This window comes from Paenibacillus sp. EB106-06-01-XG199 (assembly GCF_058791575.1).
The window spans coordinates 502620-524158 of sequence record NZ_JBYTDQ010000005.1 but is presented as its reverse complement, the minus strand read 5'-3'; the positions used below and the strand labels follow the sequence as shown (position 1 = coordinate 524158).

At 36.7% G+C, this 21539-nt stretch carries 20 protein-coding genes; all 20 read right to left on the bottom strand.

Annotated features, from left to right (window positions below; translation table 11 throughout):
* Positions 1-7: 7 nt before the first annotated feature.
* Positions 8-898 (bottom strand): ABC transporter ATP-binding protein, encoded by an 891-nt coding sequence (locus AC3WT9_RS20905; RefSeq protein ID WP_341095791.1) that lies wholly within the window; start codon positions 896-898, stop codon positions 8-10.
* Between the two features lie 138 nt (positions 899-1036).
* Positions 1037-2245: a sensor histidine kinase gene (locus AC3WT9_RS20900; RefSeq protein WP_341095794.1), complete on the bottom strand. Its 1209-nt coding sequence runs from the start codon at positions 2243-2245 to the stop codon at positions 1037-1039.
* Positions 2178-2873, bottom strand: a complete 696-nt coding sequence (vanR, locus tag AC3WT9_RS20895; RefSeq protein ID WP_341095796.1) for a VanR-ABDEGLN family response regulator transcription factor — start codon at positions 2871-2873, stop codon at positions 2178-2180. Before vanR ends, AC3WT9_RS20900 begins: the two co-directional genes overlap by 68 nt.
* Before the next feature lie 176 nt (positions 2874-3049).
* Positions 3050-4087: an acyltransferase family protein gene (locus AC3WT9_RS20890; RefSeq protein ID WP_492407933.1), complete on the bottom strand. Its 1038-nt coding sequence runs from the start codon at positions 4085-4087 to the stop codon at positions 3050-3052.
* The gene (locus AC3WT9_RS20885) at positions 4074-5183 is read right to left on the bottom strand and encodes a hypothetical protein (protein ID WP_492407932.1); all 1110 of its coding nucleotides are present in this window, start codon (positions 5181-5183) and stop codon (positions 4074-4076) included. Before AC3WT9_RS20885 ends, AC3WT9_RS20890 begins: the two co-directional genes overlap by 14 nt.
* A 577-nt stretch (positions 5184-5760) precedes the next feature.
* Positions 5761-6303, bottom strand: coding sequence for a YdcF family protein (locus tag AC3WT9_RS20880; protein WP_492407931.1), 543 nt, complete (start codon positions 6301-6303; stop codon positions 5761-5763).
* A gap of 55 nt (positions 6304-6358) precedes the next feature.
* The gene (locus AC3WT9_RS20875) at positions 6359-7867 is read right to left on the bottom strand and encodes a lipopolysaccharide biosynthesis protein (protein WP_492407930.1); all 1509 of its coding nucleotides are present in this window, start codon (positions 7865-7867) and stop codon (positions 6359-6361) included.
* Positions 7868-7891: 24 nt separating this feature from the next.
* The gene (locus AC3WT9_RS20870; RefSeq protein ID WP_492407929.1) at positions 7892-8662 is read right to left on the bottom strand and encodes a glycosyltransferase family 32 protein; all 771 of its coding nucleotides are present in this window, start codon (positions 8660-8662) and stop codon (positions 7892-7894) included.
* A complete protein-coding gene (locus AC3WT9_RS20865) occupies positions 8649-9611 on the bottom strand; it encodes a glycosyltransferase (protein ID WP_492407928.1) in 963 nt (320 codons plus the stop codon). The genes AC3WT9_RS20870 and AC3WT9_RS20865 overlap by 14 nt, the downstream gene beginning before the upstream one ends.
* Positions 9612-9663: 52 nt before the next feature.
* Positions 9664-10998, bottom strand: coding sequence for an O-antigen ligase family protein (locus tag AC3WT9_RS20860; protein WP_492407927.1), 1335 nt, complete (start codon positions 10996-10998; stop codon positions 9664-9666).
* A 47-nt stretch (positions 10999-11045) separates the two neighbouring features.
* Positions 11046-12155, bottom strand: a complete 1110-nt coding sequence (locus AC3WT9_RS20855; protein ID WP_492407926.1) for a glycosyltransferase family 1 protein — start codon at positions 12153-12155, stop codon at positions 11046-11048.
* A 1-nt stretch (position 12156) separates the two neighbouring features.
* Entirely contained in the window at positions 12157-13131 is a 975-nt protein-coding gene (locus AC3WT9_RS20850; RefSeq protein WP_492407925.1) for an SDR family oxidoreductase, read from the bottom strand.
* Between the two features lies 1 nt (position 13132).
* Positions 13133-14455, bottom strand: coding sequence for a nucleotide sugar dehydrogenase (locus tag AC3WT9_RS20845; RefSeq protein WP_492407924.1), 1323 nt, complete (start codon positions 14453-14455; stop codon positions 13133-13135).
* Positions 14456-14492: 37 nt separating this feature from the next.
* A complete protein-coding gene (locus tag AC3WT9_RS20840; protein WP_492407923.1) occupies positions 14493-15593 on the bottom strand; it encodes a glycosyltransferase family 4 protein in 1101 nt (366 codons plus the stop codon).
* A complete protein-coding gene (locus AC3WT9_RS20835) occupies positions 15590-16732 on the bottom strand; it encodes a DegT/DnrJ/EryC1/StrS family aminotransferase (protein ID WP_492407922.1) in 1143 nt (380 codons plus the stop codon). Before AC3WT9_RS20835 ends, AC3WT9_RS20840 begins: the two co-directional genes overlap by 4 nt.
* Positions 16733-16734: 2 nt before the next feature.
* Positions 16735-17370 (bottom strand): acetyltransferase, encoded by a 636-nt coding sequence (locus AC3WT9_RS20830; RefSeq protein WP_492407921.1) that lies wholly within the window; start codon positions 17368-17370, stop codon positions 16735-16737.
* A 1-nt stretch (position 17371) separates the two neighbouring features.
* The gene (locus AC3WT9_RS20825) at positions 17372-17989 is read right to left on the bottom strand and encodes a sugar transferase (RefSeq protein WP_492407920.1); all 618 of its coding nucleotides are present in this window, start codon (positions 17987-17989) and stop codon (positions 17372-17374) included.
* Positions 17990-18034: 45 nt separating this feature from the next.
* Positions 18035-19006: a copper amine oxidase N-terminal domain-containing protein gene (locus tag AC3WT9_RS20820; protein ID WP_492407919.1), complete on the bottom strand. Its 972-nt coding sequence runs from the start codon at positions 19004-19006 to the stop codon at positions 18035-18037.
* Positions 19003-19674, bottom strand: a complete 672-nt coding sequence (locus AC3WT9_RS20815) for a hypothetical protein (protein ID WP_492407918.1) — start codon at positions 19672-19674, stop codon at positions 19003-19005. The genes AC3WT9_RS20820 and AC3WT9_RS20815 overlap by 4 nt, the downstream gene beginning before the upstream one ends.
* Before the next feature lie 24 nt (positions 19675-19698).
* The gene (locus tag AC3WT9_RS20810; RefSeq protein ID WP_492407917.1) at positions 19699-21531 is read right to left on the bottom strand and encodes a polysaccharide biosynthesis protein; all 1833 of its coding nucleotides are present in this window, start codon (positions 21529-21531) and stop codon (positions 19699-19701) included.
* Positions 21532-21539 lie beyond the last annotated feature (8 nt).

Here is a 21539-nt window from a genome sequence, read left to right as displayed (position 1 = left end):
AAACTATTCATCGGCTCCCCCTATATTCGGCAATATCGTTCCGGAAATGGTACAAGTACAAATCTTCAAGCGTAGGCACCTCATTTATTGCACCGTCCATCGGGATATCATCATTAAGTACACGAAGGATGACCGTATCATTATCACCGTGGTGCAGATTTGCCACGCACAATGAATTGCTGATTGTATTGGCATACTCCTTCGTAACCACACATCTCCACACCTTACCTTCCATTTCGTTCGCAATGTTGCCGGCTGGACTATTGATGATCAGCTTACCGTCTTTGATCATTAGAACGGAGTCGGAGATATATTCTATATCAGATACAATATGAGTAGAAAGAATGACTATCTTGTCTTTGGAAAAGTTCGCAATTAGATTGCGGAAATGCACACGCTCTTTCGGGTCAAGTCCCGCAGTAGGTTCATCCAGCACCAAAATTTGAGGGTCATTCAAAACAGCTTGTGCAATTCCCAGTCTTTGCTTCATCCCCCCGGAAAACGTCCGGATTTTTCTGGTTGAGACTTCGGACAAACCCACTAACCCCAAAAGCTCCCTTGTGCGAATAGTGGCCTTCTGAGGTGAAATCCCCTTCAATGCAGCGACATAGAGCATAAATTGCTCTGCTGTGAAATCCGGATAATATCCAAAATCCTGCGGAAGATACCCTAGAAGATTACGGTAATCCTCCCCCAATTCCCCTGCACTTTTACCATCCAAAAGAACATCGCCAGAGGTAGGATTCAGCACTCCGCAGACGATCCTCATAAGTGTAGTTTTTCCTGCCCCATTCGCCCCAAGCAGGCCATACACTCCTGGTTTCATCTTAATCGTCATTTGATCGACCGCTGTTTTGCGTCCATATTGTTTGGTAAGTCTGTCCAGCATTAATTCCATACTCCAACCTCCCTTATTCAATTAGAAACGTCTCATGCCCTTTCCATTACAGACAAAAGTCTGCTTACCCGGTATTTATTGTACCGTCAGCAAGCAGACTGAACTTTAATAACTAAACGTTATTTTATTAAGAAAATTCTAAGAATGCATTAAGTGACCTCCATGTGAAGTGAGCGGGATTTTTACGCTAAATACAGTTTTCCCATTTTCACTCTGCATCCCGATCTGCCCTTCATGCCCCATTATTATTTCTTTGGCAATGGCCAGACCCAAGCCCGCACCTCCCGTATTCGTTGAACGGGCATCATCCAACCGGTAGAACTTATCAAAGATACTGTTTTGCTTATCAGGCGGTATGGTTTGCCCGGTGTTCGTAAAGGTAATGTTGGCCATACCCTCATGGGCTTTTGCCGCCACCTCAATCGTGCTGTTATCGTCACTGTATGCAACGGCATTCTTCAAAATGTTATTAAAAACCCGCGCCAGCTTATCTGCATCACCATAAACGGTTATCGTATCTTCGGCGTCAATAACCATCTTTTTCCCGGCAGTCGTGAGCGAGGGATAAAATTCATCCGGCATTTGTATCAGCATATAAGTGATGTCAACATTCTGTTTGTTGAGTTGAAGTGTTTGCTGGTTATACCTTTCGACTTCAAAAAAATCATGGATAAGACGCTCCAAATGATACGCCTTCTCCAAAGTGATCTTCATATATTTCTCTTGTTGCTCCTTCGGCATATCGGAAGCTTCGTTAAGTAAACTCAAATATCCAATGACGGAAGTAAGCGGCGTTTTTATATCATGAGCCAGATACATGACCAAATCCCGTTTGTTCTGCTCTGCCACCTGTACCTCCAGTTCACGTTTCTTGAGGGTCTGCTTCACAAAAATCAGTTTCTGCTCCAATGAGGACATCTCCGGTGATAGCGTAATATCTGCTTCATCCTTAATTAAGGCATCAATACCTGCATTGACTTCATTAAAATATTTTGTAAACCAGGATAAAGAAAAATAGAAAAAAATAAGAAAAAAGGCCGATATCGCTATCAGCATTATGATTTCCCAATGATCACGGAAAGTACTTTCGTAAATCGAAAGGGCATCGCTATATTCGTAACCAAAAACATGTTGTAATAACAGAACGCCTCCCTCACCCAGTCGTCCTCGAACCAGTAAATATAGAATATCCACTGCGATGATAGCAAGAATTATCAAAATCAGCATTCGAATGAATACTTTCATCCTTAACTTTGCATAGTTCATCTGAATATGGGTTTTACTTTTCAATTTTATACCCCACCCCCCATATCGTTCGGATCCATTTCGGATTATCCACTGAATCATTCATTTTCTCGCGCAAATGCCTGATATGAACAGTGATGGTATTATTATTTTTATTGTAATATTCATCGCCCCAAATCACGCGAAATAGTTGTTCCGAGCTGATGACTTTGCCTTTGTTCTCACAAAGGACCCGTAAGATTGAAAATTCTGTAGGTGTAAGAGATAACTGTTTTTCGTTCAGCCAGCACTCATGGGTGTTCACATCCAGAACCAGACCGGAATAGGCTATGACCGTTTCATCAGGCACTGGCATGGACTTGTATTTCTTATATCTGCGCAATTGCGCCTTTACCCGCGCGACCATCTCTAGCGGACGAAACGGTTTGGTAATATAATCGTCTGCCCCCATCGTAAGACCCGTAATCTGGTCTGTTTCTTCATCCTTAGCCGTAAGCATTATTATAGGAAAATTGTGATTTTCCCGAATGCGCTGGCAGATGGTAAAACCGTTAATATCCGGGAGCATAACATCCAGAATTGCTAAATCCACATGTTCACTCTCAATATACTTGAGGGCATCCTGCCCATTATAAAACTTAAGAACATTGAAATTTTCATTTCTTAAGTAGATTTCGATCAAATCGGTGATGGCCTGCTCATCATCCACCACCAGAATATTTTCAGCCACTATGGGATCCCTTCCTTTACTTTACTGCATGAAATATACTTATTGTACCAGAAAACGGAAAGGGCTTATGTTGTTTTTTTCCTGTTTAATTCTTAAGATAATCCTAAGGTTAGCTGAACTTCCCACATAAAGAAGGCTGCCGAAACTATCTCGACAGCCTTAGATTTTAAACGCAATCACGAAGTAGTTGCCGGTATTGTACCGGACTTCACTCTGGCGCTGAACCCGGCAACTGATTTTTTCAATAGAAAGGCCAGTCCCAACGTAATGAGGATACAAATCGCATTCACAACAAGGTCGTTCACCTGCAGGTTCAGGCTTCTCCGGAGATCTGTCAACATCTTGAGCATTCTTTCATGAAGCAGATAAATCTCCAGGCTATGCGTGCCGCAGAATGAGAGGAAGGGATAACGGGTCCATTTACGCTCTGCCATCCAATGCAGCATTCCCGCCGCCAAGATACATAAAGGCAGTGTAATCAGAATAAAAGGATACCACCACAGTCCATAACTCCATACATAGTCCTGCAAATATTTCTGGCTAACTACCAGCAGCAATATACCTGAGACAAACACTACAAGATGCAAGATCAGACTCAGCCGCGAGATTGCCCGTTTTTGATCGATAAGGTATCCAACAAACACGCCTACACAGAATATCGGAATTCTTATCGTGAAAATCAGCAAATAGGAGAGCGAAGTTCCAGATAGAACTACGCTGAGCAGTATTCCAAGAAGGCTGGCCACAGCAACAGTAATAACCTTATTCCGCTCTCTGAAAAAATACATAAACAGCGGCGTAAGCAAATACAACACCAATAGTGCAGGGACGTACCAGTCAAACCGGCTGTCCAGCCCGAGCCAAAAGCTAAGCGTCGTCAGATTCAGAAGGACCTCTGTAAAGGACATCTCACCGATCCCCCAATACAGAAGACAAAACAACAGTACCACTGGAAGATACGTTGGCAGAATCCGCTGCAGCCGTCTTTTGTAAAAGGTAGCCGTGCTGACATTGCCGCGATAGGCATAATATAACCCCAAACCTGAAACCAGCAGGAAGATATCAACTCCACCGTACCCATAGGCTTGCAAGGTGCCGACAACCGGCACGGAGGATGCATTCATCGTCGAATGATACAGCACCACCCACAGAATCGCCAGTCCCATGAGTTGGGTGCGGTACGTGCTGATCAGCTTATAATTAAGCTTTGTCATGGATAACCTCCTGAAGCGCCGGCAGCTGGCGGGAAGAGGGGCTCGCAGGCATTAGACTGGAAAGTTTCTTGTAATTCAGTGAAAAGAGGATGCCAAGCGAAGCTTCCGCAAGAATGATTAAATCCCGATTAGAAATCACCAGCGGAATCGCAACCACACTAATGACAATAAGAACCCAAACCGCCGGATACCCCATATACGGCTCGATGAAGCGGCCCAGCCACAGCAGGACTCTCATCGCCACATAAGTGCCGACCAGTGCCAGACACCATATCCACACAATATACAAGCGGCCCAGCCCAAGCCGGTCAAAGGCCAAGATCAAGATCAGATGGGTAAATAGAAATAGAAATGAATGCTTACCGAAATAGAGCATCAGATTACTGGGAGCATAGCTTTTTTTCCTTCTGAAGAGATAAAAGACCCCGAACAATACAAACAAAGACAGCAGAAGATAGTTCACAGACATATTGTATTTAATAAAATCCGCTTCACGCACTCCACCGTAACTGGATATCACGAGCAGTACCCCCGCTACAAGAGCTCCAATAAGGTTCACCCGGTTGCTGCACCGATAAGCGAAGATCCCGGCCACAAACGCAAACATCCACGGGAAATAGGTAAACCCAACAGTTTCTGTGAACAGTATGGATTTAAACGGGAAGTCCGGCAAAAGACTGCCAATGAAAAAATGCACCAAAAAAACAAGCAACGCCAAAAGGAGATACAAATAGAGTGGAGGTTTCAAATATTTCTCTATGAGGTATACACTCAGCACTCCGAGTGCAATGATCTGAGGAACATCCATTACCGAAAACGCCTGAACCTCCGGTTTCCACATGAGATTATAGGAGAAACCGATGACAGCGAACAACACGTAGAAGCTAAGCAGCGACCTGAAGCTTTTCCTTCGAACCTGCAAGGTGGTTGTCACCCCCGAGACAGCAAAGAAAAGTACAGGGGCCAAGCCGGCAAGAATCTGAAACACCCGCTCATTGCCATTAAAATAAAGCGGAATATGTGCTACAATCATCAAAATACAGCTAATCCCCTTAATCGCATCCAATGAATAGTCATATTCCTTCATCCCCCTCACTTTCCCCCCCCTTTATTTGACTTTCTTATAGAGTACTTTCTTATAGAGTATAAGACGGAATTCATAACTTTCCATCACTCTAAAGTGTAAGATTGGGTTGGGGGGGGGAATGTGAAAGATGAAATAAAATGATGGTTGAATTAATATAGTGCACCCGAGAATGTCCAGCTATTTGAGCTTTGCGTGCTTTTTGTAGATGAAGCAGATTGGCTGCATAGTTATAATTATATATTCAAGAATTCCCCAACAATTGTCCTATTAATTAAATTAATTACTCATTACTTCCTGTTGTTATAAGTTATATTGAATTTTATTTAATGTATCACACCCTTCTTCCGCTATTCTACTTAAACAGAAAAACCACTCCCTATAAGGAGTGGCTCTTAAACTCTCGTAAAAGTTGAGGTTGAGTCTGACTTTTCACTTTCAAGTTAGGTTAGTAGATGTATTAAAAATGAGAATTACCGACTTCTCTCTCGTCATTATCTTTAAAGACTGTAATCAATGAGATTCATTATGTTTTTATTAATAAAAATAAACTACTTAAGGTATCCGCGAAACCAGTTTTTAATTTGATCTAATGTATTTTTTGCTTCTGGCACGTATAGCCGAATGTATTCCCAACTATCTTTACGTATTCATTAAAGGTTTTCTGCCGACTATACTGGCTACTCCACCAGTACTTAATATTATATCCCGAATAAGAACCAATATATTTGAGTTCAATACCTGATTTATTATATGCCGGCTCAAACAGAAATTTCGTACGTCGCATGTGAAAGTCTGAAGAGACGACAATTGCTGAGGAAAATCCCTTCTTCTTCATAATCGAAAATGTATACTCAGCGTTTTGCAAAGTGCTTGCAGCAGCATTCTCCAAAATAATAGCTTCTCTAGGGATGCCTAAAGAGATAGCCGTTTGCAACATATCCACTGATTCACTTGCTGTTTCTTGGGCCTTAGACAATATCATGTAAGTTACGTATCCATCTTCAAACAATTCAACCGCTTTCTCCACTCTACCTGTTCCTCCGCTTAGTACGATAATAACATCTGCGTGCTGGGGAGTCTGACTAATGGTAAGGAAACGGCCTGCATTAAGAAGTAATAAAAGGATCATGATATTAAGACACTAACAATCTTAAGAACAAATTTTTTTAGCACATTTCATAAAACTATTTTCCATATCCAAATATCCCTTTTAACCTTTTGAATATTTCGTGAATAGTTTTAGGTTCAAAAATATAATTTATTCCAAAAACACAGAATCCAATCCAGAGTGAAACAAATATAGCATCTCTAATCCATTGAATTAAATTATCAGGCTTAATTTCCACAAATAATAATATCGGCATAATCGATAAACTACCAATTAACAATATTCTTATCAGTCTCTTAAAAGTTGTTTTATAGGAAACACCAACTAATTTCAGGGCGTATATAATATCAATCGACCTGTAACCTAAACCAACAATACTTCCTAATATCACTCCTTTAAGTCCAAATATTAATGCTAAAACCGAAGAAGCTATTAATGTAAGTGTTGCCTCTATTATAGCTCTGTGCCTTGTTTCCTTAAAATGACCTGCTGACACAATAATTGTTGACTGAGGAATCTTCCAATTATTCATTATTCCAACTATAACAAATAAGACTAATATAGTGATGTCTATATAATCCACATCAGAAATACCTTTAGTGTAGATCTTCAAAAATGGAATACCCAGAACTAGTACGCAAGAATATACAAATGTTAAAATCATATAGTATAAAAATTCATAGTGGTTATAAGCATTTTTCAACTTTTCTCCATGACCTTTTGCTATAAGCTGTCCAAACCCAGCAGTAAATCCACTATTAAATATACTCATAATCATATTAACTCCCGTAAAGATCAAAGCATATATTGAATATACGCTAACCTCAATTAAAGTGGTAAATAAGGTTAGCAATATAATAGGTGATCCAAAAACCACCATTCCAGATATCTGATGAATGATGACATCATATCGTTTAGCTAAAGCTTCATTATCAGGTTCAACTTTAAAGTCGATATTTTTATACTTGTGTCTTGTATATAAAGTTGTTAAGCTTACTTGAATTATATTTGCTACTAGAGAAGTAAGGTACACAAAGGAAAGATCCCACTTAAGATGAATACATAGTAACATAATGCTGGTATTTGTTAGCAAATAAATCACTCTAATAATAGAAACTACATAATCTAATTGAGAAGCCACCAACAAAACATTGTACTTAGCAGCAGTAAAGTAATTTATAATACCACTAGCACCAATCGCTATAACCAGTACAGCTATTTCAACATAAGTTATATTTTCGGACATTACTACCAAAGGATATAAGGCCATCATTAAAATAACAAGTCCAGTAAAGTATATTCCAATTTGTTTGTATGATCTTTTACCAGCAGAAAGAATTGCATTTATCTTATCTGTGTTATTTTCTGTGATAGGTCTATACAAAGAGTATATAATCGCTCCGCCGACACCCAATTCAATTATATATAGATAACTTATAAATTGTGAAATTGATGCCCTTAGTCCGTTCAATTCTGATCCGTAACCTTCTATAATAAGCCTAGGTAAAATGAGACCAATAATAAAAGTAACAATTTGCATCATGGCTGCTGCTGACGTATTAAAGAGGGCTCTTTTAGAACGCATATTATATCCTTTCTACTAACTAAATCATTTTACAATAACTCGCTTGATTTTCTCATAAAGTTTATTCCCTAATAAGGTACGAGCTATTTTTATTAATCTCCCAATCGAATTCCTTGAGTATTTCCAAAAAAAACTATCTTTCCTTCTTTTTTGCCTTTCATCATGCCAAGAACCTGCAAAATGATGAATAGTATGTGTATTCTCAGAATATTCTGATGTTTTCTTACTCCAGTCTAACGGACAAAAAAATGTTTTAGGGTAAAAGGTAAAACCATTCAGAACTTGGTATTCATTATTAGGTTTAAAACCAATATGCGAGAAATATTCCGTTATTATTTTCACATTGGTTTTAGTATCTAATGAACCATCTTCCTTAACAAAACTTTTCTCCTGATAATAATCCAATAATTCCCCTATAACTTTACTACCTTTGATAGATCCTATTATACCCGTTGGAATACTATCCTTCGTCTCGAACCCTGAAAATGCTTCATTTTCTAAGAACTTATCAATTGTCTTTACAACTTCGACATCGGTATCCATATAAATTCCACCATAATTATATAATGCATGAAGTCTTACATAATCAGACACAAATGCGAATTTTTTATTTTCATAAGCTTGTTTCACAAATAAATTCGATGTTATATCAAAATTTTCTTCATCCCATCTAACAATCTCATAATCATTCAGATGCCTCTTCCAACTATCTAGGCATTTTATAGCTAACGGAGGTAATTCTCCTTTTCCAAACCAACAATAATGGATTGTTCTAGGAATTCTATTTCTGCTCATATTTTCTCCTTTGTATCTTCAAAAATAATGAACTAAAAAATACACTTACCAATTTATACTTGATATTTGAAGATTTTAAGAAATCGGTCCCTACATTTCTTCTTAGTAATTTCTCAATGTTTTTTTTCTTTAATTCTATATCAGAAGTCCTCATGATATTTTTCATAATTAAAATATAAATATATAATTTAGCATTTAACAAAACACTAGAATTGAATCTTTTGTTAAATTCATTCAAACTATCAGCTAAAACAAAAAAATCATCAGCTTTATGTACATTGTTTACATTCATTATAGAACCCTCTCGTTGCCTGTACATGTAGACAACTTCATCAATATGTTTAACTTTATTAGCTAAATAGAAAGCTTTTGGAGTAAAGTCCATATCCTCGTATAAAACACCTTCTATAAAAAAGAGATCATTCTGTAAAAGAAAATCCCTCAAGTATAACTTATTCCATACTACTGACATTAACGTTGTTTTAGCCATACCTAAATCGTAGAAAGTTTTTCCATTTAATAATTTTCCTTTGATAAAATCATGTCTTTTAATTTGATAATTTTTAGTTTTATCCAAAAAGTCATATTCAAAGTCCGCCACTAAAATATCAACATTATTTTCACTTGCATTATGGAACATCAAGCTAAGGGCAAGATCATGTTTTAAGTAATCATCACTATCTATAAACATTACGTACTTGCCTCTCGCTTTTCTCAAACCAACATTTCTAGCAGCACTAAGTCCTCGATTTGTTTGATTAATAACTAAAATTCTTGAATCTTTCTCGCTGTATTCTTGAAGAATGTCGATACTTCTATCCGGAGAGCCATCATTAATACATATAATTTCAAAGGTTCCAGAAAACTTTTGTTTTTGAATAGATTCAATACATATTCTTAAATATTTTTCAACATTATAAATCGGTATAACAAAACTTACATCTATCATAATCTACTCCCCAAGATTATTTAAAGTCCATTTAGACTTTTAAAAATGTGATCTAATTATCGCTTTTTTTAATTTTTCCAGATGATTTATTAAACTTAACCAAAGGCACCATTATAAATAAAACAGCCAAAAATCTTGAATTAAAAATATTTGGTATAAACTGAGCACCTATAAAGATACAAATCAAAACAGGAAATAAAACATTGCTTGTTTTATAAGTACTTATTAATAACATGATTAAAAATAAAACTAGAGGAATTACGTAAATAAGTCCTCCTTGTGCTAAAGATTGAAAGAATAAGTTATGAGGTAAAGTTCCTATTGTAGAGAAATAATAATTTTTACCTAATCCTATTCCTAAGATTGGATTTTCCAAAAACACCTTAAAGGCTACCTCATTTAGCATATTCCTTCCTGAGTCGCTAAAGTTTGATGATCCACGAGTTCTTAGTACTAAAATATAGCTTAACCATATAATAGTTACATTAAATAAAGCGATGAAAACAGCACTTAAAGAGCCTTTAGCTAATAGTTTGAAGATTCTGAAAAATGAATAAATGCAGAATAAGATAATAAACGATACTATTCCAGTTCTAGCTGAAGTAATAATACTAGTTACAAGTAGAAAAATTATTTGCAGAACCCAATATAGGTTGTTTTCCTTTATATATTTGTTTTTAGAAAAATAAAGCAAAGTCGCACCTGAAACTATGAAAAGAGACAAAAAACTAACATCAGAAAATAAAAAACCATATGAATGTCTGTATCCACCTAAGAAAGCATAATTACCAACTTTGATATTCAAATAATTAATAGATAGGTATTGAACAATTACACCTATTGCCGCAATTTTGACTGAACATATATAAGTTAATATTAACTCTTCTCCTTGATCATGAGTTATTTTATTCCGCAAGCCATTACCAACAATTATCAACAAAAGAGGGATTATTAAATTAATAAACTGCTCCGCACCATCAAGAAATTGCATTGAATTTAATAGAGGAATGACAGTGATTAAAATCAAAAAGAACGCATAAATACTTAAGCTATTAATTTTACTTTCTCTGGAAAACAGATTTGAAAATAAATATTTTAAAACTAAAATCACAAAGAAAATATTATACCATGATAAAATTGAATCATCATAAGATCCACCCCATATGTTTGTAAATGATAAGGGGAGGCTATAGATGATCATTTTTATAAAGATTATATTTACATTAAGTTCTCTTTTTCTTTCGATTTTATATATCAAAAGCCAACAAAAAAAACCGAATACTAAATATAAGTTTTTGTTTATAGAATTTGAAAACATCATAATACTTAATGATAATATGAGTATTAAATAATATGGCCCTCTATTTTTAAGAATAGCGATATTCATATATTCCATCCTTACTATTAATAAAATATTCTCTTAAATCAAGGACTTCAAAGACTAACAACTTTCAAATAAAATTCCAATAAAAAATCCGCCTGTTTCCTTACATCATAACCGGCTTTATTTATTTTTTCGCTAGTATCGCCTCTTTGATGTGAATCATAACATTTTCGAATATAGTCTGCCCATTCATCTGCACTTTTTTGTAAAGACATAAATTCAACTGTATCTGTCACAACAACTTCTTTAGGAACTTTATCAGATATAATACAAGGTAATCCTGCTGCTTGCGCTTCTATGGCAACAATGCCCAGCCCTTCATAAAGTGATGGGAAGAGAAAGATGTCCATAGCTTGTAATAACTCTGGGATATCATCTCGCACGCCAGTGAAAATTACATTTTTTTCTAATCCAAGTTTCTTAACATTACTTTCTATGTCTCCTTTTAACTTTCCATCGCCTACAAGTAAAAGAATAGAATCAGGATGTTTTTTGAACATTGATTTAAATATTTCCACTATAAATTTATGGTTTTTAGGTTCATAAAATCTACCGATATTTCCTATGACCAATTTATTTGTTATATCAAGGTTTTCACGATAGGCCTCTCTAATTTTTGGGTTGTAAATGTATTTCTGCGTATCAATTGCATTTTTAATCACATCGAAATATCTATTTCCAAACAGCCATTCACCAGCCTCATTGCTACATGCAAATCTATACTCTGCTATGAACCTTAACGGAGCTTGTAAAATGTCTTTAGCAAAAGCGGAAATCCCCTTCCCCGACGATATACTATGACTATGTATTATAGTTACAAGTCCTCTCTTTCTTGCGATCGATAAAAAAATACTTGCTGTACTTCTAATATGTGAATGGACAATTTCATATTCTTTATGTTTACAGAAAAAATCTTTCCATGCTTTTATATATTCTATAAAATTAACTCCTTTAAATTTTGGGACAGAGTAAATCCTTCCACCTAAGGATTCAATTTCTTGGTCATAGTACCCTTTTTCGTTACTATGTACAATAAAATCAAATTGGACCTTCTCTCGGTCAATATTCCGATAAATATTCATGATAAAAGTTTCTGCCCCACCGCAATTCATTATCCCAAAGACATGAAGAATACGTATAGGGCAGCATGTAGCACCCATCTTATAAATTCTCCTTGTACCAATTAACTGCCAACTCAATACCTGAATTAAAATCATAATCGGGGTTATATCCAAGAAGCCTTTTCGCCTTTGAAATGTCAGCATTAGAGTGTTTAACATCACCCGCACGATCAGGTCCAAAATTCGGTACGATGTCTTTTCCTAATAATTCGCATAACTTGTTATACAAATCCATTAAAAATACTCTACCACCGTAGGCTATATTATAGACCTCACCCGCTGCCTCTTTTGACGCGAGCATTCCTTTTAAATTTGCTTCAATTACATTTTCAATATATGTGAAATCTCTTGACTGAACTCCATCACCATTTATAGTTGATTTTTCATTATTTAATAATGACTTCACAAACTTAGGAATTACAGCGGCATAATATCCATGAGGGTCTTGTCTCCTACCAAATACATTAAAATATCTAAAGCCAATAGTATCAAGGCCATAAATTTGAGTATACAATCTTCCATATTCTTCACCAACTTTTTTAGTGAGCGCATACGGAGATAATACTTTCCCTACCCTATCTTCAATTTTGGGGAGATTTGGTTCATCTCCATATACTGAAGAACTAGAAGCATAGACAAATTTTTTCACTTTGCTCTGCTTTGCTGCCTCCATCATATTTAAAGTACCTTTTATGTTGATTTCTTCATATAGTAATGGCATTTCTATGCTTCTTGGAACACTTCCCCATGATGCTTGGTGTGTGATATAATCGATCCCATTGCATGCTTGCATACAGGTTTCAAAATCCCTAATATCACCCTCTAAAAGTTCAAAAAAAGGATTGTCTAAAAAGGGCTTGATATTTTCCATTTTTCCGGTAGAAAAGTTATCCAAACACCTTACAAAATAGCCCATATTCAGAATAGCTTCGCATAGATTTGAACCAATGAATCCAGCACCGCCAGTTACAAGAAACCTACTTTTGGGAGGGAATTTCAAATTATTATAGCCCATTTTAAAGTCTCCAATATCTATAGTTTAAATTTTCCATCTCTTTTCGATCAAATATAGCCTTTACATCGATTATTATTTTTTTGTTGTTATCTACATTTTTAAATAGTTTGTCAAAATCCCTTAAATCCATATCCAAAAATTCTTTATGGGAAACAGCAATTACAACTGCATCCATATCATTCAATTCTTCAATTTTAGTAAATCGGATTCCGTATTCATGTTCAGCCTCTAAAGGATTTGCTCTAGGGTCACAGATGAGTGGATTTATTTTATATTCTTTCAATTCATTTACAATATCGATTACTTTGCTATTTCTTGTGTCTGGACAGTCTTCTTTAAAAGTAAACCCTAATATAGCGACTTTTGCATCATGTATAGAAAAATCTGCGGTTATAAGATTTTTAACCACATTCTCGGCTACATATTTACCCATTCCATCATTGATTCTTCTTCCTGACAAAATAATTTGAGAATGATAGCCTACTTCTTCTGCTTTGTAAGTCAAATAATATGGATCAACCCCGATACAATGCCCCCCAACCAAGCCAGGGGTAAAGTTCAAAAAATTCCATTTAGTCCCAGCGGCCTTAAGTACAGCCTGAGTATCAATTCCAAGTTTGTTAAATATAATTGACAGCTCATTCATAAAAGCTATATTTATATCTCTTTGTGAGTTTTCGATTACCTTTGCTGCTTCCGCAACCTTAATACTTTCAGCCTTATAAACTCCTGCTTCTATAACCATACCATACACACTTGAAATTTGTTCTAGTGAGTCCTCATCCATACCTGAAACTACTTTAACAATCGTTTCAAGTCTATGTAAATGATCCCCTGGGTTTATCCTTTCAGGTGAATACCCAACTTTGAAATCAATACCGCATTTCAAATTAGAAGTTTCCTCTAATATGGGAATGCATATATCTTCTGTTACTCCAGGAAATACTGTGGATTCAAATACAACAATTGAATCTTTCGTTAGATTTCTACCCAATGTTCTACTCGCCGAGATCAAGGGCGACAAATCAGGTGTTTTATCTTTATTTATAGGAGTAGGAACTGCTACAATATGAAATTTAGATTCTTTAAGATATTCTTCTTCCCATGTAAAATAGGCTTTTGTATTTGAAACATCTTTATTACCAACCTCGTTGGTCACATCTACTCCACGTCTATATTCTTCCACTTTATTGCGTGAAATATCAAATCCAATTACATCAGCAACTTTAGCAAATGCTATTGCTAAAGGCATACCAACATAACCAAGGCCGATCACTGATAATTTAATTTCATTATTTTTAATACCTTCATATAGTGAACCCATGTATATCCTCCCGAATCAAATTAATCATTGCAATCGATCAAGTTCTCAGTTTCAATAAATTCATTATACTATCATTAACTTTATCAACATCGTATTTATCTATGCAGAGTTTAAGACTTTCTACTGCTTTCAACTTAAGGTCAACTTCGTTCTCAATAAAATAAATCATTGATTCAACAATACTGTCTACATCCCTAACAGGAACCAAAAAACCATTTAATCCATTAATTACTGTTTCCCTACACCCTGGGGCATCCGTTGTTATTACAGCTCTACCCATTGCCATTGCCTCTAGGATTGTTCGAGGAGTCCCCTCACGGTATGACGGAAGTACAAATACAGAAGCCTTCTCAAGAAAAGGTCTAACATCTTTAGCTTCTCCAAAATAATCCACATATTGTAAATAAGGCCTTATGTCATCATATTTCATAGCATTAGGATTAATATCAAATGGACCAACCAATGAAAATTTTGTATCAGGATATTTTTTCTTAACTAATTCTGCAGCCTTTAAATATTCGAAAACGCCTTTGTCCTTGATAATTCTACATATCATAAGAAAAGATACCCTTGGAGGTAATGGTACCGGACTAAAATGATCTAAATTTACTCCAGACCCATTTATTAATGCTGTTCTCTCTTTTATAATTAAATTACTATTTACAAATTCGTTTAGATCATCTGGATTTTGAAATAAAACCATATCACATTGTTTTAATGCCACTCTATATAAAAATTTACTAATTGTTTTAATAATCTTTGCCTTTATTCCTTTAGCAATAAATACATATCCTAAGCCAGTAAGCATAGAATAAATCTTTTTAACACCTGCTATTCGAGCTGCAATTGAACCAAATATAACAGGCTTAATAGTGTAATTAAATACAAGATCTGGTTTCTCTTCCTTTATCAATTTATAGATTTGCTTAAGAAGAAAAAGATCATTTAAAGGATTGGTTCCTGTTCGTACAATTGGTAGTTGTGCAAATCTAGCACCTAACTGCTCTATTTCACTTTCATATCCAGACTCTGGTCCAACTGCAATTACTTCATGTCCATTTTTAACTATAGCTTTAATTAGGTCACCTCTAAAATTGATGAGCGAGGGTGTATATCCTGCGATGATTAAAATTTTCATTTTGTTAGGGAGATTTCAAAAGTTTTATTTAGAGTATTTACAACTCTATTAATATCAGTTTTCGACATAGCAGTACCACTGGGAAGACAAATCCCTGTTTTAAAAAGATTCTCTGATACCCCATCACCATGGCTAAAAAAAGAAGAGTTTTGAAACAAGGGCTGCAAGTGCATTGGTTTCCATACCGGTCGAGCTTCTATATTATCTTTTTCCAGAGCATTTAGGACACTCTCTCTAAGCATAGTATTGTTCTCAGTGAGAGTAATAACAGTTAACCAATAGTTAACTTCACCAAAATCTGAGTGTTCCATAAATTGGAGAGGCAAGTCTTTAAGAGAATTTTTATACAAATAATTAATAGCCTTTCGATTTAAAATAAAGTTATCTAAAGCCTCCAATTGTCCCCGTCCAATACCGGCACTAATATTAGACATACGGTAGTTATATCCAACTTCTTTATGCTCGTAATGTTTGGCAGGTTCTCTGGATTGGGTAGACCAAAATCGCATTTTTGAAATGGCTTCTTTATCATTAGAAACAATCATGCCACCACCGGAGGTGGTAATAATTTTATTCCCGTTAAATGAAAATATCCCAATGTGACCAAACGTCCCACATTTCTTACCCTTATATGTCGCTCCAAGTGCTTCAGCAGCATCTTCTATCACAGGCACTCCATAACGTTCACATATAGGAAGGAGCCTATCAAAATCTGCACTTTGGCCATATAAGTCTACTATTATAACCGCCTTAGGCATTTTATTTTCTTTTCTAGCCCATTCGAAGGCTTCTTCTAATGCTATCGGGGACATGTTCCAACTTTCGGGTTCTGAGTCAATGAAAATCGGATTTGCATACTGATAAAGAATAGGATTGCAACTCGCGGTAAAAGTTAGGTCTGAACAAAAAACATAGTCTTGTGGACCAACTCCAAAATACTTAAGTGCAAGATGAATTCCAGCAGTTCCAGAAGATAAGGCTAATGCTTGTTTAACACCAACATACTCACAGATCTCTTTCTCAAACATATCAACATTATTACCAAGAGGAGCTATCCAATTAGTTTCAAATGCTTCTTGTATGTATTTCATCTCATTACCACTCATACAAGGTGGTGATAAAAAAATCCGTTCTGACATAATCATTCATCTCCAAAGCGCTTTTTTATTTCAGCTGGAGTTCCAGCTACCATTACACTATCGGGTATATCCTTAATCACAGTAGCACCTGCTGCAACTATAACATTATTTCCAATAAAAATATTATTTGAAACATTTGACCCTACCCCAAGCCAACTGAGTCTTTTGATACTAACAGTTCCACTGATGTGCACACCAGGAGAAATATGAATTCCTTCTTCTAATATACAATCATGATCAATAGAACTTGCGGTATTTATAATACAACCTTTACCAATATAGACGCCTGCATTAATCACTGCTCCTGCCATAACTATGCTTCCATTTTCTATTTCACTAAATTTACTGCAAGTACTAGAAGGATGCATAATAACAGGTATATCATATCCAAATTGCTCTAGTCTCTCTAGCCAGTGTATTCTTTTTTGATTATTTCCTATTGCAACAAACGCAGCAGAGTACATACTCTTATGATTTTGGTAACTTCCGAATTCCCCCAATACAGGAATGCCAAGTCTATCAGTGATTTCTTTATTATTATCCAAGAAAGCTATACTTTTCCACTTCCCAGTAGCAATAGCTGTGTCTGCAACAACTTTCCCATGCCCTCCGGCCCCTAATATTAATAAATTCCCCATCTCAGCTATCTAAAGAACTGCCTGAAAATATAGGCATAGTATCATTTTTAGAACTATTAATTCCATCCTGTATAAGAACATTTTTGATCGTTTTAAAAACTATCTTTATATCTAGCAAGAAACTGATATTATCTACGTACCATACATCGTATTGAAATTTTTCTTCCCAGCTAATTGCATTCCTACCATTAACCTGTGCCCAACCTGAGATACCAGGTGAAACGTCATGTCTACGATTTTGTTCCGGTGTATATAAATCTAAATACTGTACTAATAATGGCCGAGGACCAACGAAGCTCATATCCCCTTTGAGAATGTTGATCAACTGTGGCAACTCGTCTATACTACTTTTACGCAGGATAGAACCCACTCGATTAATTCTTAAGTTATCTGGTAAAAGTCTCCCTTCTGAGTCTTTTTCCATCGACATTGTTCTAAACTTATAAACAGTAAATATCTTCCCTTGCTTTCCAGGTCTTTTTTGATAGAAGAAAGCTGATCCTTCAGAACTAAGCTTGACTGAAATAAAGGCAACAAGAATAATCGGGGATGTTAAAATCAGTAATATAACAGCAATTACCCAATCTAGTACTCTTTTTATAACAAGATAGGATCCCATTCTTCTCCCTCCCTTTTCTGTTTATAAAAATATAAAAGGGAAGGATTAATCAACCATTCCCTCTGCAAGTTCTTTGCCAGCCTGCAATTCTGCTTCGAAGGTACTCCTATACTGCTGAATAATATCTGTACTATATCCATTGCTGCTTAATTTTTGCTCTGCAGCTGCTATTATATTATTGAATGAAGAAGTAAAGGAAGATAATTGTTGCAATCCTTTAGCCTTAATGTTCTGCTTACTAGCATTATCCTTAGCCGCAATGTATTCCATTGCAATGCTCATTAGAGCAGACTGACTTTGTGATCTAAGTGAATTGAGCTTGGCTTCCGTGTCACTTGTGATTGATTCATATGAAACTTTGCCCGTTCCTGAGGAGCTTCCATCTGTCGCGCCAGGACTTAATGTTGGTCCAGGACTAGCTGTTGTCGATGGCTCATTTCCATTTTCACTAGAAGCAGTCAAAGAATTCCCTGTGATAGTCTTATTTTTCGAATCCCAATTAATAGATTTCCCCACTGATTCCGATAAAAAACGTAGAGGGACATATAAAGTTCCACTCACTGTGTAACTGGTTTGCCCTTTAGGTACAGAAACATTTTTACCATTAAATACATACGTTGCTTTCACATCATTTATAGTAATAGTCTTTAATGATGCAAGTTCATTATTTTTTGAATTCATTAGGTATTCTTTGATTAACACAAGCTCTGAACCATTTGGTTCATCTACTGTAACCTTTTTATTCCTCGCATCCCAATTCACACTCTTCTGCAAAGCATAGGAAACAAAGCGTAGAGGTACATATGTTGAATTGTTATAAGTAAATACATACTGACCTACTGGTGGTTGCAAACTCAACCCGTCAAATATCATCTTAACGTTCATACTCTGCACCTTAACAGAATTGGAAACTGCAGCTGCTGCAGATAGTGGGGCTGATGCGGTTAACGGAGCAACACTTATTAATATAAGCAGCAAAAAGGCTACTACCGGATACTTCATCTTAGACATCATCATTCACTTCCTTCCTTCGCTTTTTCTTCTTCAGCTATAACTTGATCACGTGATTTCCCTTGACTCACACCATATTTTTTGGCAACTTGTGAAAGCTCGTTGTACTGTTCTTCAGAAACTTTACCAAGAATGATACTCCGAGCTTCACGTTTCTCATCAATGGTCAAACCGCCATTAGCTAGTTCTTGCAGACGTTTAATATCTGAGACACTTAATTGTCCCATTACTATAGACGCTACATTAGCCTTATCTTTCACAGTTACATTTTCTTGAATCTCTTTTGCTTTGTCAGTTGAAACCTGCGCAGAGTATCCATTTTTGGATTTCTCCGCCTTTTCTGTAGCTGGAGTATCAGTGGGTTTAATGTTCTCAGAAGTTTTATGTTCTTCAACCGCTTTATCCGGAGATGTATTAACTTTGGAATTTGGAGTGACTACTGGCGCTACAGTCTCAGAGGTTTCTGCACTTTCTAGACCAGTTGAAGGAGCAGGAGTGGCAAGTCCATCTATCTGACCAACCGCTTTTTCTTCTGATTCCAGGTCAAAACTTTCCGCCATAGAGTTCATTAACTTGTCTACAGCATAATCTGCTGCAAACAAGCCACCAATACCTAAGACTACAATTACCGACAGCGTCCAGAACAACATTTTTTTCCATCTTTTTTTGAACACTTAAGGTACCTCCAATATAAAAGTTTAGCTAATAGCTACTTGAGCCACCGGCTGCATCGGTACAATCTGATTTATCACTTCACGAATCGCTTCACTATCTTCACTCAATACTCGTTCTAACCGTTTAAACTCCAGCTCAAGTTGATTCTGACTGAGAACATTTGGTCTGCCGATAAAGATTCTATCATGTTGTGTAGATCCTAAATTTTCTTCTGCCGTCAATAATTCTTCATATAATTTCTCGCCTTCACGAATACCAGAGAAGGTGATCTCGATGTCCTTATATGGTTCATAACCCGATAAAGTGATCAAATCTTCCGCTAGCGTTAATATCTTCACCGGTTCCCCCATATCCAGAACAAACACCTCGCCTCCCTTAGCAAAGGAGCCAGACTGAATGACTAGTTGAACAGCCTCCGGTATAGTCATGAAATATCGCACCATCTCTGGATGAGTGACAGTAACTGGACCACCAGCAGCGATCTGCTGTTTAAATGCAGGTATTACACTACCTCGACTGCCCAATACATTGCCAAATCGAACAGCAGAGAATTTAGTTGGACTAGATATGTTAAGGCTCTGTACATACATCTCAGCGATCCGCTTCGTCGCTCCCATTACACTGGTAGGATTAACCGCCTTGTCTGATGAGATCAGTACAAACCGTTCCGCTCCATATTTATCTGCACAGTCAGCCACATTACGTGTGCCAAATACATTATTCTTAATTGCTTCGGAAGGGTTGCGCTCCATCAAGGGAACATGTTTATGCGCTGCCGCGTGAAAGACAACCTGCGGCTTGTGGCTGTGAAATACTTCCATCATCCGGTTGCGATCCTGTACATCAGCAATTACAGTAACGATGTTCAACTCTGGGAATTTCTTACGCAGCTCCATTTCTATCGTATAAATACTATTCTCGCCATGTCCAAGAATCAACAGCTTATCCGGTGAAAATGGTGAGATTTGACGGCAGAGCTCCGAACCGATGGAACCACCAGCTCCAGTAATCAATACTGTCTTGTTGTGAACATATCCTAAAATACTATTCAAATCCGCTACTATAGGTTCACGTCCCAGCAGATCTTCTACACTAACATCACGGAGCTTTTTAACGGATATTTTACCGGCAATCAGATCATTCAGGGCAGGAATGATTTTCAGTTTAGCACCTGTTGCCTTAGCAATGTTAATAATCTCAGAAATTTCTGTTCTGGACACCGAAGGCATTGCAATAATAATCTCGTGAATGTCCCTTTCCTTCACAATCTGTGGAATATTATATCGATTGCCTAAAACAGGGACGCCAAGGAGAGACAGGTGATATTTATCTTCACTATCATCTATAAATCCTATTAGACGAGTATGTGCAAATGAGGGTCCCATCATCTCTTTTGCAATTAATAAACCGCAATTTCCAGCTCCGACAATAAGCGTATGAACCTCTGTGTCCTTGCTATTAGTCCGATCACCGCGGAAAACCCTCCAAAACAAACGCACACCACCTACCAGCAGCAGAATTGTCTCCATCGACCTCACTTCAATACTAAAAGGTACCCGCTGCGGCAGAACAATAAAAGCTACCGAGTATGAGAGTACTGCTCCTACTACAATAGCTTTAAAAACGGATATGATCTCACCAATGCTGGCATACTGCCACATTCTACGGTACAGCCCAAAGTAAATCAGACTCCCCCCAAATGCAAGTGTCGAGATAAGCCCGAACATTACCATCTGGACAACATAATCCTCGGGAACATGATTGTAGAACCTGAATAAATAGGAAGTCACAATACTAAACCAGATTATTGCAAGATCGATCAAAAACAACATATAAACCCTTTTTTTCGCTGTCATTTTTAGTG